This is a genomic window from Chryseobacterium sp. RU33C (genome assembly GCF_900156015.1).
Lineage (GTDB): Bacteria > Bacteroidota > Bacteroidia > Flavobacteriales > Weeksellaceae > Chryseobacterium > Chryseobacterium candidae.
The window spans coordinates 47,383-62,194 of record NZ_FTMT01000020.1 but is presented as its reverse complement, the minus strand read 5'-3'; the positions used below and the strand labels follow the sequence as shown (position 1 = coordinate 62,194).

At 35.2% G+C, this 14,812-nt stretch carries 19 protein-coding genes; 8 read left to right on the top strand and 11 right to left on the bottom strand.

Going from position 1 to position 14,812, the window contains the following annotated elements; all coding sequences use genetic code 11:
* Positions 1-52 precede the first annotated feature (52 nt).
* The 6 genes from BW946_RS16335 to ruvX form a co-directional block, all read right to left on the bottom strand.
* On the bottom strand, positions 53-865 hold the full coding sequence (locus BW946_RS16335; RefSeq protein ID WP_076597181.1) for a hypothetical protein: 813 nt from the start codon (positions 863-865) through the stop codon (positions 53-55).
* A gap of 37 nt (positions 866-902) precedes the next feature.
* A complete protein-coding gene (locus BW946_RS16330; protein ID WP_076597180.1) occupies positions 903-1,778 on the bottom strand; it encodes an SdiA-regulated domain-containing protein in 876 nt (291 codons plus the stop codon).
* A 56-nt stretch (positions 1,779-1,834) separates the two neighbouring features.
* Complete coding sequence (mazG, locus tag BW946_RS16325; protein WP_076597179.1) at positions 1,835-2,602, bottom strand: nucleoside triphosphate pyrophosphohydrolase; 768 nt, start codon at positions 2,600-2,602, stop codon at positions 1,835-1,837.
* Positions 2,603-2,834: 232 nt separating this feature from the next.
* On the bottom strand, positions 2,835-3,395 hold the full coding sequence (locus BW946_RS16320) for a DUF5606 family protein (RefSeq protein ID WP_076597178.1): 561 nt from the start codon (positions 3,393-3,395) through the stop codon (positions 2,835-2,837).
* Positions 3,396-3,469: 74 nt separating this feature from the next.
* A complete protein-coding gene (gene def / locus BW946_RS16315) occupies positions 3,470-4,042 on the bottom strand; it encodes a peptide deformylase (protein ID WP_076597177.1) in 573 nt (190 codons plus the stop codon).
* Positions 4,039-4,455: a Holliday junction resolvase RuvX gene (ruvX, locus tag BW946_RS16310; protein ID WP_076597176.1), complete on the bottom strand. Its 417-nt coding sequence runs from the start codon at positions 4,453-4,455 to the stop codon at positions 4,039-4,041. Before ruvX ends, def begins: the two co-directional genes overlap by 4 nt.
* 115 nt (positions 4,456-4,570) lie before the next feature.
* Between ruvX and BW946_RS16305 the strand changes: the two genes are divergently transcribed.
* The gene (locus BW946_RS16305) at positions 4,571-5,047 is read left to right on the top strand and encodes a SixA phosphatase family protein (protein WP_062675602.1); all 477 of its coding nucleotides are present in this window, start codon (positions 4,571-4,573) and stop codon (positions 5,045-5,047) included.
* Positions 5,028-5,921: an archaemetzincin gene (locus BW946_RS16300; RefSeq protein WP_076597175.1), complete on the top strand. Its 894-nt coding sequence runs from the start codon at positions 5,028-5,030 to the stop codon at positions 5,919-5,921. Before BW946_RS16305 ends, BW946_RS16300 begins: the two co-directional genes overlap by 20 nt.
* A gap of 105 nt (positions 5,922-6,026) precedes the next feature.
* Here the strand turns inward: BW946_RS16300 and BW946_RS16295 are convergent, their stop codons facing one another.
* Positions 6,027-7,571 carry a serine hydrolase gene (locus tag BW946_RS16295; protein WP_076597174.1) on the bottom strand — a complete coding sequence of 515 codons (1,545 nt, stop codon included), beginning with the start codon at positions 7,569-7,571 and terminating at the stop codon, positions 6,027-6,029.
* Positions 7,572-7,659: 88 nt separating this feature from the next.
* Here BW946_RS16295 and BW946_RS16290 point away from each other — a divergent pair, with 88 nt between their 5' ends.
* The 5 genes from BW946_RS16290 to BW946_RS16270 all read left to right on the top strand — a co-directional run bounded on the left by BW946_RS16290 (position 7,660) and on the right by BW946_RS16270 (position 10,666).
* Positions 7,660-8,127: a hypothetical protein gene (locus BW946_RS16290; RefSeq protein WP_139326023.1), complete on the top strand. Its 468-nt coding sequence runs from the start codon at positions 7,660-7,662 to the stop codon at positions 8,125-8,127.
* A gap of 58 nt (positions 8,128-8,185) precedes the next feature.
* On the top strand, positions 8,186-8,683 hold the full coding sequence (locus BW946_RS16285) for a metallophosphoesterase family protein (RefSeq protein ID WP_076597172.1): 498 nt from the start codon (positions 8,186-8,188) through the stop codon (positions 8,681-8,683).
* Between the two features lie 95 nt (positions 8,684-8,778).
* Positions 8,779-9,273, top strand: coding sequence for a Smr/MutS family protein (locus tag BW946_RS16280; protein ID WP_076597171.1), 495 nt, complete (start codon positions 8,779-8,781; stop codon positions 9,271-9,273).
* 18 nt (positions 9,274-9,291) lie between these two features.
* Positions 9,292-10,008, top strand: a complete 717-nt coding sequence (locus BW946_RS16275; RefSeq protein WP_076597170.1) for a DUF3822 family protein — start codon at positions 9,292-9,294, stop codon at positions 10,006-10,008.
* Between the two features lie 85 nt (positions 10,009-10,093).
* Positions 10,094-10,666 (top strand): RsmD family RNA methyltransferase, encoded by a 573-nt coding sequence (locus BW946_RS16270; protein ID WP_076597169.1) that lies wholly within the window; start codon positions 10,094-10,096, stop codon positions 10,664-10,666.
* On the opposite strand, the gene BW946_RS16265 is transcribed toward BW946_RS16270, so the two are convergent.
* Complete coding sequence (locus BW946_RS16265) at positions 10,663-11,010, bottom strand: winged helix-turn-helix transcriptional regulator (protein WP_076597168.1); 348 nt, start codon at positions 11,008-11,010, stop codon at positions 10,663-10,665. The genes BW946_RS16270 and BW946_RS16265 overlap by 4 nt on opposite strands.
* Before the next feature lie 84 nt (positions 11,011-11,094).
* Between BW946_RS16265 and BW946_RS16260 the strand changes: the two genes are divergently transcribed.
* Entirely contained in the window at positions 11,095-11,694 is a 600-nt protein-coding gene (locus tag BW946_RS16260; RefSeq protein ID WP_076597167.1) for a nitroreductase family protein, read from the top strand.
* 81 nt (positions 11,695-11,775) lie between these two features.
* Here the strand turns inward: BW946_RS16260 and murI are convergent, their stop codons facing one another.
* Genes murI through BW946_RS16245 form a run of 3 tightly spaced genes read right to left on the bottom strand, consistent with a single transcriptional unit; the run spans position 11,776 to position 14,791 of the window.
* Positions 11,776-12,606, bottom strand: a complete 831-nt coding sequence (gene murI / locus BW946_RS16255) for a glutamate racemase (protein WP_076597217.1) — start codon at positions 12,604-12,606, stop codon at positions 11,776-11,778.
* 59 nt (positions 12,607-12,665) lie between these two features.
* Positions 12,666-13,790, bottom strand: coding sequence for a radical SAM family heme chaperone HemW (gene hemW / locus BW946_RS16250; RefSeq protein WP_076597166.1), 1,125 nt, complete (start codon positions 13,788-13,790; stop codon positions 12,666-12,668).
* A gap of 50 nt (positions 13,791-13,840) precedes the next feature.
* Positions 13,841-14,791 (bottom strand): PorP/SprF family type IX secretion system membrane protein, encoded by a 951-nt coding sequence (locus BW946_RS16245; RefSeq protein WP_076597165.1) that lies wholly within the window; start codon positions 14,789-14,791, stop codon positions 13,841-13,843.
* Positions 14,792-14,812: the final 21 nt, after the last annotated feature.

Sequence of the window (14,812 nt, the reverse complement as noted above, 5' to 3'; positions counted from 1 at the left end):
TCATCTATTTAAAAACCCCACATATTTCTCTTGTGGGGTTTTATTTTATCTTTTATGGAAATGGAAAGTACAATAGTACCTGGCCATTCTGATCATAATTATAAGTCCATTTTGATTTGGATACTCCTGGCTGCGGAGGTATTCCGGTATTAGGGTATTCAGCATATTCAATCACTGATTCTTTAGCCCTGAAATTATTTTTTGATAAACTCTTTTCATAAAAATCATCATTAATCAGAAACAATTTCTTAAATGGATTTTTAGCATTGTCAAAATCTGAATACAAGGTAGTTGTAAGCTGCTTATTCTTACCTCCTGCCTTTTCTAATGTTTCACTTTTAGAAAGATTACTATTTCCATCAAAATAGTACGTTGTAAAAAGTTCCTGATAACCACGTTTAGTATATACATTTATTGTATTGAATCCATAGGTATAATTCCTTGTCATTTCGAGTTCGGTAACAGTCCCATTCTTATAATACTTTTCAGCCGTAACAGGTCTGTTATTTTCCATCAGATAAGAAGTTGTTCTATATCCGGAAGTTGTTTCTGATTCAAAATAATCTACCTGTATTTTATTATTTGTATAAGTTAACTGAGTAATTACATCAGGATTAAAAAACTGGATATTTGCTGTTACAAAATAGTTCCTTCCAAGCATTTTCTGTAAACGTCCGTTTTCATAGAAAAACTGATAGTATTTTTCAGGACCAGGCAGTGTTGTGCGTTGATCCATCTCGAAAATATATCCTTTATCAAGTTGTAAATCTACGGTTTGATTTTCATTTACAGTTATAGAGTCATCATTAGTACTGCTACAAGAGGAAAAACCTAGTACCAAAAAGATATATAAAATTTTTTTCATAGTTATTTATCGCTTGTAAAGATAGAGAAGATAAAATTTAGTTTAAAGAAAAAGTATACACCATTCCACCTTCATTCTTCCCTTTCTCATCTGCAATCATTAATGTTTTATCATCAAAGAAAACAAGGGCTTCCTTCTGGGAATTATGATTTAATGGAATTTTCTGAATTTTAGCAGAATTAAAATCGTTAGCGGTAAATCCGGTAAGAACATGTATATTTTTATGCGTCAGCAATACAATTTTATCTTTTGTACTGTTGATGGTTGCAGATGTAATCGCGGCATCATTATATCCACCCTGAAGCTTCAGTGTTCCTATTAATTTGGCTTCAAAATCCCCTTCTTTATTAGGCACCTGGAATACAAGGAAGGTCCCGTCAAAACCTTTGCTTCTGTTTTTGGTGAATAAGTAAAAATTCCCGTCCATTTCAACAAAAGCTTCACAGTCATACAGCAAATTTGATTTTTTTGGAGGAAACTCAGTCTGTCCCTGATAATGAAATTTTGTGGTCTGAACAACTTTAGTAACAATTTGTTTACTGTCTTTCAAATCTGTTTTTAAGATCGCCAGATCCTTTCTGTTATTATCATTATTACCAAAATCTCCGATATAAATATTTCCCTGAGAGTCAGATATAACATCTTCCCAGTCTGTGTTTTCAGCATTTTCTACCGATATTTTTGCCAGCATATCACCTTTATCGCTCAGTCCGTATATTGCATTTTCATTTCCTCTGTCCTCTATTGCCCAGATTGTTTTCTTATCCTTTGATAAAGTAATTCCGGAAACTTCCTTCAACTTTTTAGGTAAGGTAAACTGAACTTTCAATTCATACTCATTAGTGGGAGAATTCTGAGCTTTTGGATTGCAGCTTAATAAAAGCAAAGCAGGTAAAATAAGCAAACGTAACATATCTATTTTTATTATTTTAATTGAGTGTAAGAAGCATTAATTGTTCCCATCAGGAATTATGAAAGTTTTTTTGCTTTTTCCCAGAGAACGTCCATTTCTTCCAGAGACATATCTGCCAGTTTCAGATCCTGTTCCTCAGCCAGACTTTCCATCTTTTGAAATCTTGAAATAAATTTGAGATTGGTTCTTTCCAAGGCAGAATCAGGATTGATTCCTGAAATTCTTGCATAGTTAATCAAAGAGAAAAATACATCACCCAACTCCTGTTCTTTCTTATCCAGATCAGTCTCCGCATGAAACTCCTGAATCTCTTCATCTACCTTTTTCCATGCATCTTCTGCATCGTGAAACTCAAAACCTATTCCTTTCACTTTATCCTGAATTCTGTAGGCTTTTACCAAACTAGGCAGACTTTTCGGAACTCCGCCTAAAATAGACTTATTTCCTTCTTTCAGTTTCAATTTTTCCCAGTTCTGTTTCACTTCTTCTTCATCTTTCACTTCAGTATCACCATAGATATGAGGATGGCGGAAGATCAGCTTTTCATTAAGTGAATTGATGACATCTGCTATATCAAAACTTTCTTTTTCAGAACCAATTTTAGCATAAAAAACCAGATGAAGCAAAACATCACCCAGCTCTTTCTTTATTTCCTGTAAATCATTCTGCAAAATAGCATCTGAGAGTTCATAGGTCTCCTCAAGGGTAAGATGGCGAAGAGACTCTAACGTTTGTTTCTGATCCCACGGACATTTTTCACGCAAGTCATCCATAATATCCAGTAATCTTCCGAAGGCCTCCAGTTTCTCTTGTTTCGTATTCATTGTTTGAAAATTCAATCTTATACAAATGTAAGGGATATTCGGACATCATTACAAACGTTGGAAGTAAAAGTTGCGAAGTGCAGAATCCTGATAGATTCGATATGGAAACCTAACAGATTTTCAAAACCTGCTAGGTTTGGAATACTAGCATGTAATTATCTTTTGTTTGAAAAAACAAAAAACCTTGTCCGGAAATTCCGGACAAGGTTTTATATTTTAATTCAAAAATGAATTATCCTTGTTTTCTGTGTGTGCTTTTCGGAGCTGATTTTGCAGCTGAAGTAGCTTTTACTTTTGGAGCAGCAGGCTTTTCTGCTTTTGGAGCTGCTTTTTTAGTATCTTTTTCAATGCTTACTTCTTCTGCAGCAGGTTCACCTTCTAAAGTTTCAGGCTCTGCTTTTACAAAGCTATCAGGAGTGATGTATCCTGCTTTGTGAAGGATGTTGTACCATTGAGCCAATTTCTTGATATCAGAAGCGTATACTCTTTCTGTATCATAATTAGGAAGAGATGCCAACATGAAATCTTTCAAATCTGCCTCAGAAGATTTGTGAGAAATAGTTTCCTTATAATTGTTGTTTTTAGCAATATTTTCAAATACTTCAAATAACGGAACTTCTTTCTCAAATGTAAACATGGCAATATTGTCCAATAAACTTACCTGGCTTGAGTTTCCAATGCTTACTTTTTTCTTGTTGGTAACATCTTCAATGATGAATCCGTTTCTTAATTGAGAAACTAATTTGAAAAGTCCTGGTTTTCCAGAAATTGAAATTATTTTTTCTAACAGCATAATTTTATTTTTTGTAAATTCTGCAATCAGCACTGGCTTTTTGCTTTTTATTATTCGTTTTAATCCTTATTTAATTACTTTGGAAATCTCATTTTGTAACCGATGTTTACGTCACCCTGAGAGATTTTAGTCAGCTTACCTTTTACCAGTTTCTTCTTCAGAGCGCTAAGGTGATCGGTAAACAGAACTCCTTCAATGTGGTCATATTCATGCTGAATTACGCGGGCTCTAATATCGGAAAAAGTTTCTGTATGTTTCACAAAATTTTCGTCATAATATTCAATAACGATTGTTCCTTTTCTTTTTACATCTTCCCTTACATCCGGAATAGAAAGACAGCCCTCATTGAACTTCCATTCTTCACCTGATTCTTCAAGAATCTGAGCGTTGATGAATACTTTTTTGAACTCTGCCAACTCATCTTTAATATCTTCATAATCTTCATCTTCTGCAAGAGGTGTTACATCTATCACAAACAGACGGATATCCAAACCAATCTGTGGCGCTGCAAGACCTATGCCATTTGCGCTGTACATGGTTTCGAACATGTTATCTATCAGTTCCTGTAATTCGGGATAGTCTTTTTCTATATCTTTTCCTACTTTTCTCAAAACAGGATCCCCAAAAGCTCTTATCGGTAATATCATCTTAATCTTTGTTCTAAAAAATTCTGCAATATGATGGTTGCACTTACTTTATCTATTAACCCTTTTTCCTGCCTCTTCTTTTTGTTTTTTCCACTTTGGGAAATAAAGAATGAAGCCATTTTGGAAGTAAATCTTTCGTCAAAACGGTGAACCGCAATATCCGAAAATTCTTTTTTAAATTCTTCTATGAATTTTAAAATATCCGTTTCTATTTCTGAAACGTTTCCTTTCAAATCTATGGGAAGTCCAATTACGACTTCATCTACCTTGTTTTCATTGAAATATTTTTTCAAAAAATCCATTAGAGAACGGTTCTCTACAGTCTCCAGCCCACTGGCTATAATCTGCATATCATCGGTTGCAGCGATACCACAACGAGCCTTTCCGTAGTCTATTGCAAGGATTTGTCCCATAAGTCTGCAAATTTAGTAAAATTTACTGATTTTATTCATAACGCAGTTTTTTTATATAAATCATGTTTTATTCCATTATTTTTTTTATAATTTTAATCTTCCAAAAAACAATTATATGAAGAAACTCATCCTCGTAAGACATGCAAAAAGCGACTGGCCGGAAGAAACGGAGGACTTTGACAGACCTTTGGCAGACAAAGGTCTGGAGGATGCTATGCACATGTCCAGATTCCTGAAAAACAATAATATTTCCATTGATCATTTTGTGTCCAGCCCCGCGGTTCGTGCACTGAACACCTGTAAAATTTTTAATCAGGCGTATCAGTTAAATTGTTCAACTGATGAAAAATTATATAATCCTTCGGAAAGAAGTTTTGAATCTGTAATTTATGATCTGGATGATAACCTGAATTCGGTAGCTTTCTTCTCACACAATAATGGAATTTCCAATTTTGCCAATTCCATTTCTGAGGATATTTTCCATTTCCCCACCTGCGGAGTGGCTGGTTTTGAGGTAGACTGTGAATCCTGGTCTGAATTTGATGGGGCTAAAAAGAAACTGCTGTTCTTTTATGAGCCTGGGAAAATATAATTTTACATCCTTATTTTTTTATGTCACAATAATTACTCTTCTTTTCTCATGTCAGAAACAGAACAAAACTTACTATGAGTCTATCGTAAAGAATGACATAAAACTTTCCTCTTCCCCCAACCCCGGAAGCTGGAGGTACAATCATGATGAACATTTCCAAACATTTGAAGATTTTCAGAAATTAAAAAAAATAAAACCCGAACCTGGAAAAAACACCATCTATCTTCAGCCTATCGGAACTTTTGATGAACTTCAGAAAAAGGAAATAGCTCTCACAAAAGAATACTTAAAAATATATTACCAGCTGGAAACAAAAATACTGCCTGCTCTGCCTAACACCATCTTTCCTGAGAACGTCAAAAGAATGTCAAAAGAAGGACAGGAACAGTTACTGGCAGGATATATACTGGACAGCATTCTTATCAAAAGAAAACCAAAAGACGCTGTAGTCCTGATGGGAATTACCGAAAAAGACCTTTTCCCAAAACCGGAATGGAACTACGTTTTCGGACTGGCTTCTTATGAAGATGGTGTAGGAGTAACATCGATGTATAGGTTTGCCAATGGTCATTTAACTGATTCAAATTTTAATGAAAGTCTTTTAAGATTAATAAAAATCAGTTCACACGAAATCGGCCATATGTTTGGGATCAGTCATTGTCTGAACGCCAACTGCGTCATGAACGGAACCAATTCATTATCGGAAACTGATTATCACCTGGCAAGAGCCTGCTCGTTATGTCAAAGAAAACTGAATTCAAGCATCCATTATGACAATAAAAAAAGACTTCTTGAATTAAAAAATTTCTTTGAAAAGCAACATTTTAACACAGATCTTTCCTTAGCACAGCAGGACCTTAACCTCCTTCAGTAAAATATTAGTGTTATTTGTGAACAATTAACGCAATTCGTGTTTGAGCAACAAAAAAGAACGGACCAATGCCCGTTCTTTATAGAATATCTTTTATGCTTTCGCTTTTTACTTCTTTTTCAAATCCAGATCATCAAAATCAAAACTGAAATCTGTTACGTCAGAAATTGCTTTTAATCTTGCAGATTCTGCTTTTCCGGTTTCATCATAATTGAAAATAATGTAGGCATCCGCATCATAGCTTCTGTCGTCCCATTTGATAATGAAAGAATTATTGGAATAAGGAAGCAGCTCTCCTTTTAACCTTGGAGAGTTTTTGCACGCAATTCTGTAGCTATTTCCCTGTTGTGTAATTTCTACATCACCAAACCATACATCATTGTAAGTTCCTGTAAACTGTTCTGCTTTTGGCTGTAAAGATTTTTCTTTTTTAAAGGCTTCAGATTTTGCAAAAGCATCTTTCTTCTGTTTATTGAATTCAGCTTCCATTTTAGACATTCTGTCGCCATAGGTTTTCAGCCAGTTTCTGTCTGCTATCCCAAGATAAGAATCTTTCACGGTATTCGTAATGGTATTGAAAGCGGCTCCGGACTGTTGGTTCGTCAATACTACAATTCCCAGTTTCATATCCGGAATTAAAGTAAACTGTGTCACCGTTCCGATCAATCCTCCGGTATGCTGTACCTGTTTGTGTCCTTTAACATCGCTCAAAAACCATCCTAAACCGTATCCATAGAAACTTGTGTCATAAGGATTTTTTGCAGCCACTCTATCTGGAATCTGCAGACTCCAAAGTTGTTGAACATTCTTATCCGAAACCAGTTTTTTACCATCTTTTGTGGTGAAATTATTCAACAGACATTCTGCCCAGGTCGTCATATCTTTGATATTACTCATAATTCCTCCTGCTGCATTACCTGTTTCGTTCCAGTCGTGTGGAACAGCAATTGCTTTTCCATCTACCGGAGCATGCGCATCAATTTTGTTTGCTATAGCTTTTGCTCTGTTATAACTTCCGAAACTTGAAGTCATTCCCGCCGGTTTCATAATTCTTTGCTCAATAAATTCTGCCCAGCTTAATCCGGAAACTCTGTGAATTACTTCTCCGGCAACAATAAACATGATATTGTTATAATCCAGTGTTGTTCTGAAAGGATTTTCAGGCTTCAGGTATCTCACGTTATGAACAATATCATTAACTGTTAAGCTTCCCCCTTCCGGAAAAAACATAAGATCTCCCTGCCCTAGTCCTAATCCCGCTCTGTGCGTGATAAGGTCTTTGATCGTTACATTTTGAGAAACGTAAGGATCATACATTTGAAATTCAGGAATATACTTTGAAACTTTATCATCCCAGTTCAGTTTTCCTTCATCCGCAAGAATTGCTAATGCCACACAGGTAAACCCTTTGGAGTTGGAAGCAATTCCCACTAATGTATTATCGTCCATAGGCTGCTTCGTAGTAAGAGAACGAACTCCAAAGCCTTTGGAATAGGTTACTTTTCCATCTTTTACAATTCCTACCGACATTCCGGGTACATCAAAGGTTTTCAGGGTATTTTGGATCAGCTCATCCAGCTTTTTTTCTTCAACCTGCGCATTGGCTAATCCTACGGTCAAAAGAAAAATGAAAAAAGAAAGTTTCTGTTTCATTGTTTATTTTAATTTTCCCAAATTTACTAAATATTAAGCGATGCTAATTTTAGCCGTGCTAAAACTTTACGATAAATCAGCAGTATTCATGAAAAAGCCTATTTCTATCTGTATTTTCTCTCTTTTCACTATCAGTGGTATCAAAGCCCAGGACAGAACTTCCAATCCTTTGCTTTTACAAACCTGGAATTTAAATAAAATGGATACTTATATCTATACTTATGAAAAGCAGGATGGTTTTGAGGCAAGAAGAGAAGGGATCAGATTTCAGAAAAACGGAAAAATCACAGGAAATCTGATGAAATCTACTTTAAGGTATGATACTTTGGAAGAACCTGTTACTAAAAAAAGTGAAAAACCAGACCGTTATATCGGGAGCTGGAAAAAAGCTTCAGACTCTACAGTAACTTTGGTCTTTCCTTCCAATACCAATATGACTGGTACTTTTGTTATTTCAAAGCTTACGGAAAATCAACTAAAACTAAAAAAGGTTTTCAGTGCAGCTATTGAAATGAAACTGGATTCTATCAGAAAAACAAAAAATATTACTGATTAGGATCTCCTGTGAATTGATAAAAGCTTCTTTATATTTGCAGTTTTAAAAATGGCAGTACATGACAAAAGTTCTTCTCCTTTCCGATTCTCATTCTTATATAGATGACCGGATCCTGGAATATGCTTCTCAGGCCGATGAAGTATGGCATTGCGGAGATTTCGGAAGTCTGGATGTGATTGAACAGCTTGAAAAAATAAAGCCTCTGAAAGGCGTTTACGGAAATATTGATAATGCCAAAATTCAGGCTGAGTTTCCGGAAGTCAACCGTTTCTTTTGTGAAAACATGGAAGTGTTGATGATTCACATTGGGGGTTATCCTGGAAAATACGCTCCACTCACTAAAAAAGAAATTGCTGAAAAAGCACCGAAATTATTTATTTCAGGTCATTCTCATATTTTGAAAGCAATGTATGATGAAAAAAACAGTCTTCTCCATCTGAATCCCGGCGCGTGTGGAAAACAGGGATGGCATAAAGTAAGAACGATGATGCGTTTTGTGGTGGACGGTGAGGAAATCAAGGATCTGGAAGTTATTGAACTGGGATCAAGAGTGTGATAAGTGAGAAAGTTTGAAGAAAAAGGAGTTTGTGTTCATTCGTTTTACTTTCTACCTTTGCACAAATATTGGGTTCAGACAAGTCTTAAAAAAATATGAAGATCGGCGATAAGGTTTCGGTAGTGGATGAGGATTTAAGCGGGGTAATTACTTCCGTGAAGGGAAATATTGCCGTTTTTAAAGATGAATATGGCTTTACCCATCAATATCCCAAAGAAAAACTGGTTCCTAAAGATTCGGATCTCTATGAAAATATCAGAGTCGTAAGAAAAGCCGAGCCTAAAAAAATCATTTCTAAGAAACATCAGAAAAATCATTTGGTTTTAGACCTGCATTTTCATAATTTGGTAAAGAATCCCAATGACTATGACAGCTTCGAAAGACTATTTATACAAAAAGAAAGACTGATTGAAGTGATTGAGTTTTGCAGAAAGAACAACCTGAAAAGACTGGAAATTGTTCACGGCATTGGTGACGGGACGTTGCAGAGGATGGTTCGGGACGTACTGGAAAGCCAGGTTAATATTGATTTTTATAATAAGGAAATACTTCACCATCAATCGGGTGCGGTAATGGTAGAATTTCACTAAATTTGCAGGAATTGAAATATGAACGTACTTAATTTACTTTTTACCAAAGACGGATTGATCTATCAGATTGTTAAGAACAAAAACATTCTGGAGGAAAAGTCTTATTTCGTTACTGAAGAGACACCAGCCAATCTTATTGATCAAAAGCTGGATGAAGTTCTTATTAAGCAGCGCTATGAAGAAATCCATGTGATTTCAGCTTTTAATCATTTTACCCTGATGCCTGAAGGTTTTTCTGAGCATGAGGCAGGATTTGACCTGATCGCTTTCAACGCTCCGACTGACAGAGAAAAGGAAGAGCTGATGCTTTCTATTAACAAAAAATTCAATATTCAGTTTTATTATACTTTTCCGAAAAACTATTATAAGAAAATAAAAGAGCTGGCTATACCGGTTCATTTTAATTTCTCCGGAGAAAAGTTTCTAAGTTCAATTAATAATAAAACCAACAAGGAAATTCATATCAATCTTTATCATAACCAATGTGAGTTTTTTGCGATTGACAATAAAAAAATAATCCTTTATAATAACCTTGATGTCAACTCAGAAGTAGATTTCCTTTACTTCATTATGTTTACATTGAGTAAGATAGGTTTTGGAATCAATGAAACCAGCTTTTATGCTTATGGAGAAACTACGGAAAATGAAACCTTCATTTCCGAACTTCAGAAATTTGTTAAAAACCTGAAAATTGTTTTTGACAATATTCCCAATAAGAATTTTATACTTAACTAGGTTGCAGGCCGCAGGTAATAGGAATTGAATCCTAGACACAGTCACCTGCTACCTATAATTTACCACCTAAACCCTAACAAAAAATATGTTCAGAATAATATCAGGCAAATGGAAAGCCAAAAAAATTGCCGCTCCAAAAAACTTTGAAGTAAGGCCTACCACCGATTTTGCGAAGGAGGCTTTATTCAGCATTCTGGAAAACAAATATGATATGCAGTCGGTTTCCGTGCTTGATCTTTTTGCAGGAATTGGCTCTATTACCTTTGAATTTGCTTCCAGAGGATGTCAGAATATCACTTCGGTGGAAATGAATCCAAAGCATACAGCATTTATCAACACTACGGCTTCTGAGCTTGATATGGCACTTCAGATCAATGTACAGAGAGGTGATGTATTTGACTGGCTTAAAAAATTCAGAAATAAAAAATCTTTTGAAATTGTTTTCTCTGATGCTCCTTTTGAAATGGAAGAGAAAAAATACCACGAACTGATCTCTTTGGTTTTAAACAATAAATACCTGAAGGAAAACGGAGTTCTCATTGTAGAGCACCAAAGCCGTATGAAGCTTGACCATCCCAATTTAACAGATACCCGAAAATATGGAAACGTAAGTTTCAGTTTTTTTGAACCGAATAAAGAAGATAATCAGGAACTTTAATTCCTGATTATTTTTTTTGAAATTATCGGAGCAGCTTCGCCCCATTTTGTAATCGCTTCCAAAACAGGCAGAAGTGTCTTTCCAAAATCTGTCAATTCATATTCCACCACTAAAGGAGGTTTTTCCGTAAAAACTTTTCTCTCAACAATTCCGTCTTCTTCCAGCTGTTTTAGCTGCAAGCTTAATGTTCTTTCCGTAATGGTAGGAATAGACTTTCTTATCTCGTTATACCGTTTGGCTCCGCCAATAAGGTGATGTAAGATTACTGCTTTCCATTTCCCTCCTATAAATTTCATCGTAACGCTGGTACAGCAGGGATAGGATTTATTATCTATTGTATACATTTTTATACTATCATTTTTTACCGTTATTGCAAAGTTAATAAACTTAAATTACTTTTGTAACTATAAAAATGATAGTATAAAATTATGAACTTTTTAGACCAAATGAAAAACAGGTATACTGTAAAAAAGTATAACCCACAGGGAAAAATCAGTGAAGAACAAATTGCAGCACTTCAGGAGATCTTACATTTAAGTCCTTCCTCCATTAACAGCCAGCCATGGAATTTTATTTTCGTTAATGATCCGGTACTGAAAAAGCAATTGGGGGATAAGTCTTATTTTAATAAAGAAAAAGTGTTGGACAGCAGCCATGTTATTGTCTTTCAGGTGATCAAAAATGTAGAAAACTTTGAAAAGCAAATAGAGGAAAACCTTCCGGAAGGTGCTGTTAATTATTACCGCACCATGGTAAAACCTAAAGGAGAAGAAGCCATAAAATCATGGCTTGGGCATCAGGTATATTTGTCACTAGGGGTACTTTTATCTGCTTGTGCAGCAATGGGAATAGATTCTACTCCTATGGAAGGAATTGAACCTGAAGGATATGATGCTATTCTGAATAATGAAAAATATGAGACGTTATTTGCCGTAGCTATCGGGGAAAGAGATGAAGCAGATGCTAATCAGCCTCAATTCAATCCGAAGAAAAGGCTGAATGCTGAGAAAGTAATTGTGGAGGCTTAGTTTTAAACACAAACTTCACGATCTTTTTCACAAAGAACATTAATAAAAAAGTCTGCTTCAAGATGAGGCAGACTTTTTTATTTATAATACTTTTAATTCCAAATCAATTGATTTTCCGAAGAATTTCTTAGAGATTTTCTCAAAGTTCTTGGTAATATCCGAAAGATAGAAATGATAATTGGGTTTTGAGTTATGATCATTTAAGAGATTGTACTTATCCAGAATGATCTTCAGATGATTGGCTACAATATTTGGAGAGTCTATCACACGGACTCTGTTTCCGTAATACTGTTTGATTTCATCTATTAAAAGTGGATAATGGGTACAGCCCAGAATCAACGTTTCAATATTTTTTAATTTATTATTACTTAAATAATTATAAATAATAGCGTGCGTGATCGGATGATTTTTAAAACCTTCTTCAATAGCAGGTACCAGTAATGGTGTAGCCAGTTCGTCTACTTTGATCCATTTATTATGTTTTCGGATGCTCTTTTTATACAATCCTGAATTCACAGTTGCTTTGGTGGCAATCACTCCTACATTAGTATGGATTTCATAAGATACCTTTTCAGCAACAGGATTAATAACGTCTATGACCGGAACTTTTCCTGCAACTGACTGCATAACCTCATTCAAAGCATTAGCCGTTGCCGTGTTACAGGCAATTACAATCGCTTTACAGTTCTGCTCCAGCAGAAAATTGGTAATCTTGGTAGAGTATTCAATAATCGCATCCTTGGACTTTTCTCCGTAAGGAAGGTGCTTTGTATCTCCAAAGTAGATCAGATCTTCGTTAGGAAGAAGTCTTTTGATTTCTTTGGCAACGGTAAGACCTCCTACTCCACTGTCGAAAATTCCGATAGGCTGGTTGGGTGAAAGATGTGAAAAATCTTGTTTTTTCGTTTTCAAATGAGCTGAAATTTTATACAAAAATAATGAATTTTTAGTATACCATATACAACAAACTGTTATACAATAAACAAATCCGAAGCAATTCCATCGGCCATAAACCAATGCTTTTCAGGAATTTTTAAATGGTCATTTTCAATAAGTAAAATTCCGTCTTCTATTTTCGGTTTGATTTCTGCTTGAAAATGCTCCAGTTCTCTATCTGAGAATTTATTTTTTAAACTTTCCAAATCTACGCCCCAAATAGTTCGTAAGCCGATCATGATCATTTCATTAAACTGATCTTCTTTGGAAAGAATTTCTTCTTCTTTGGCTAATAATTTATCATTAAGCTTTTTGATGTATTGCTGATTATTGGCTACATTCCAGCTTCTGACATCAAATCCGTTATAAGAATGTGCCGAAGGACCAATTCCAAGATATTCCTGGTATTTCCAATAAGCAGAATTGTGGCGTGAATAGAAGCCTGGTTTTGCAAAATTGGAAACTTCATAATGTTCAAAACCATTATCTTTTAAAAAGTCAGATAAATAATAGAATTCTTTGTTTTGTTCTTCCTCTTTAGGACTTTTTACTTTTCCTTTTGATATCCAGTTTTCCAAAGCAGTTTTGGGTTCAACAGTCAATGCATATGAGGAAATATGAGGAACTTCTAAGACAATGGTTTTATTCAGATTTTCTTTCCAGATTTCAAGATTGGAAGTGGGTGAACCGTAGATCAGATCAATACTCAGGTTTTCAAAGCCGAAATCCTGTGCTCGTTTGATAGAGCTTTCTGCTTCGGAAGCACTGTGAGCCCTGTTCATGAGTTTCAGATCTTCTTCAAAAAAACTTTGAGTACCAATGGACAGTCTATTCACTGGTGTTACTGCCAGTTGTTTTAAGAAATTTTTATCCAGATCATCAGGGTTGGCTTCCAGTGTGATTTCAATATCTTTTTCAAAGCTGAAATACCGCAATACTTCATCTATTAAAGAATTGATTTCATCCACAGAGAGAATAGAGGGAGTTCCACCTCCAAAATACAGGGATTTCAGGTCTTTGTTCTGCAATTCATCCTTTCTCAGTAATATTTCAGTTTTCATGGCGTGAAGCATTTCATCCTTAAAATTCAGGGATGTTGAAAAATGAAAGTTACAGTAACTGCATTTTTGTTTACAGAACGGAATGTGAATATATATCATAAAAAAGCTCTGAAAAATTTCAGAGCTCAAATTTATTTAAATTAAATTAATTAGTATCTAAATCCTCTGGCATTAATGAAGTTGTCGAAGTTATATCCCAGACCAATCATGAAGCTGTTTCCACCATAGCTCTGAATATCGGATAATCCAAGGTTATAAGTAGCTCCAATCATGAATTTGTTGAATCTTACTTTTACAATTGGAGAGATGCTCAGGTTCTGATTGTCAAATCTGTTCTGAACCGTTCTGTAGCTTACCCCGAAAGAGAATGCATTAATATCATTGGAGAATGTCGCCATCAAATTCCAGTCGACCATTCTTGTTGAGTTTGTATTAAGGTTGATTAATGCTGACGGTGCAATGGTAATATTATCAGCAATGTTCCAGTTGTATCCTAAATTTAAGAAGAATTTAATTGGAGAAGGCTCATAGTTGTTTACGATAGAAGCATCATTACTTAATGCGATATCATTTACGGAAACACCCCCGAATAAGCCTCTGTAAGTAGCCGCCAAACCGAAGTTGGCATACACCATAAAGATGTTACTTTCTTCCCCTCTTAATAGTGGATCACCACCTTCTTCAGTATTGATTTTTGAATAGTCAAAATTCATATTATAGAAATTAACACTTGTACCGAAAGAGAACTGGTCTTTTCTGTCTCCTTCACTACTTAGCGGAATAAAATATGAAGCACCAGCCGTGATACCACCCGCAGAGATCGGTCCGTTACTGTCTCTGAATACGGAAATACCAGCACCTACTCTATCAAAGATATTCGCATTAATCCCGATTGACTGAACATTAGGAGAATTACTGAATTTTGAAAATTGTTGTTGATAATTGGCGTTGAGCTGTACGTAATCTGTTTTTCCGTATTGAGCTGGGTTGAACAGGAACTCACCATCCAAAAGATATTGCTGATAGTATGGTAGTGATTCTTGTGCTTTGTATGCATTTGACAAAAGAGCTAAACATACGATAGCATATAGTTTTCTCATAACAAATCTTGATTTCAATTC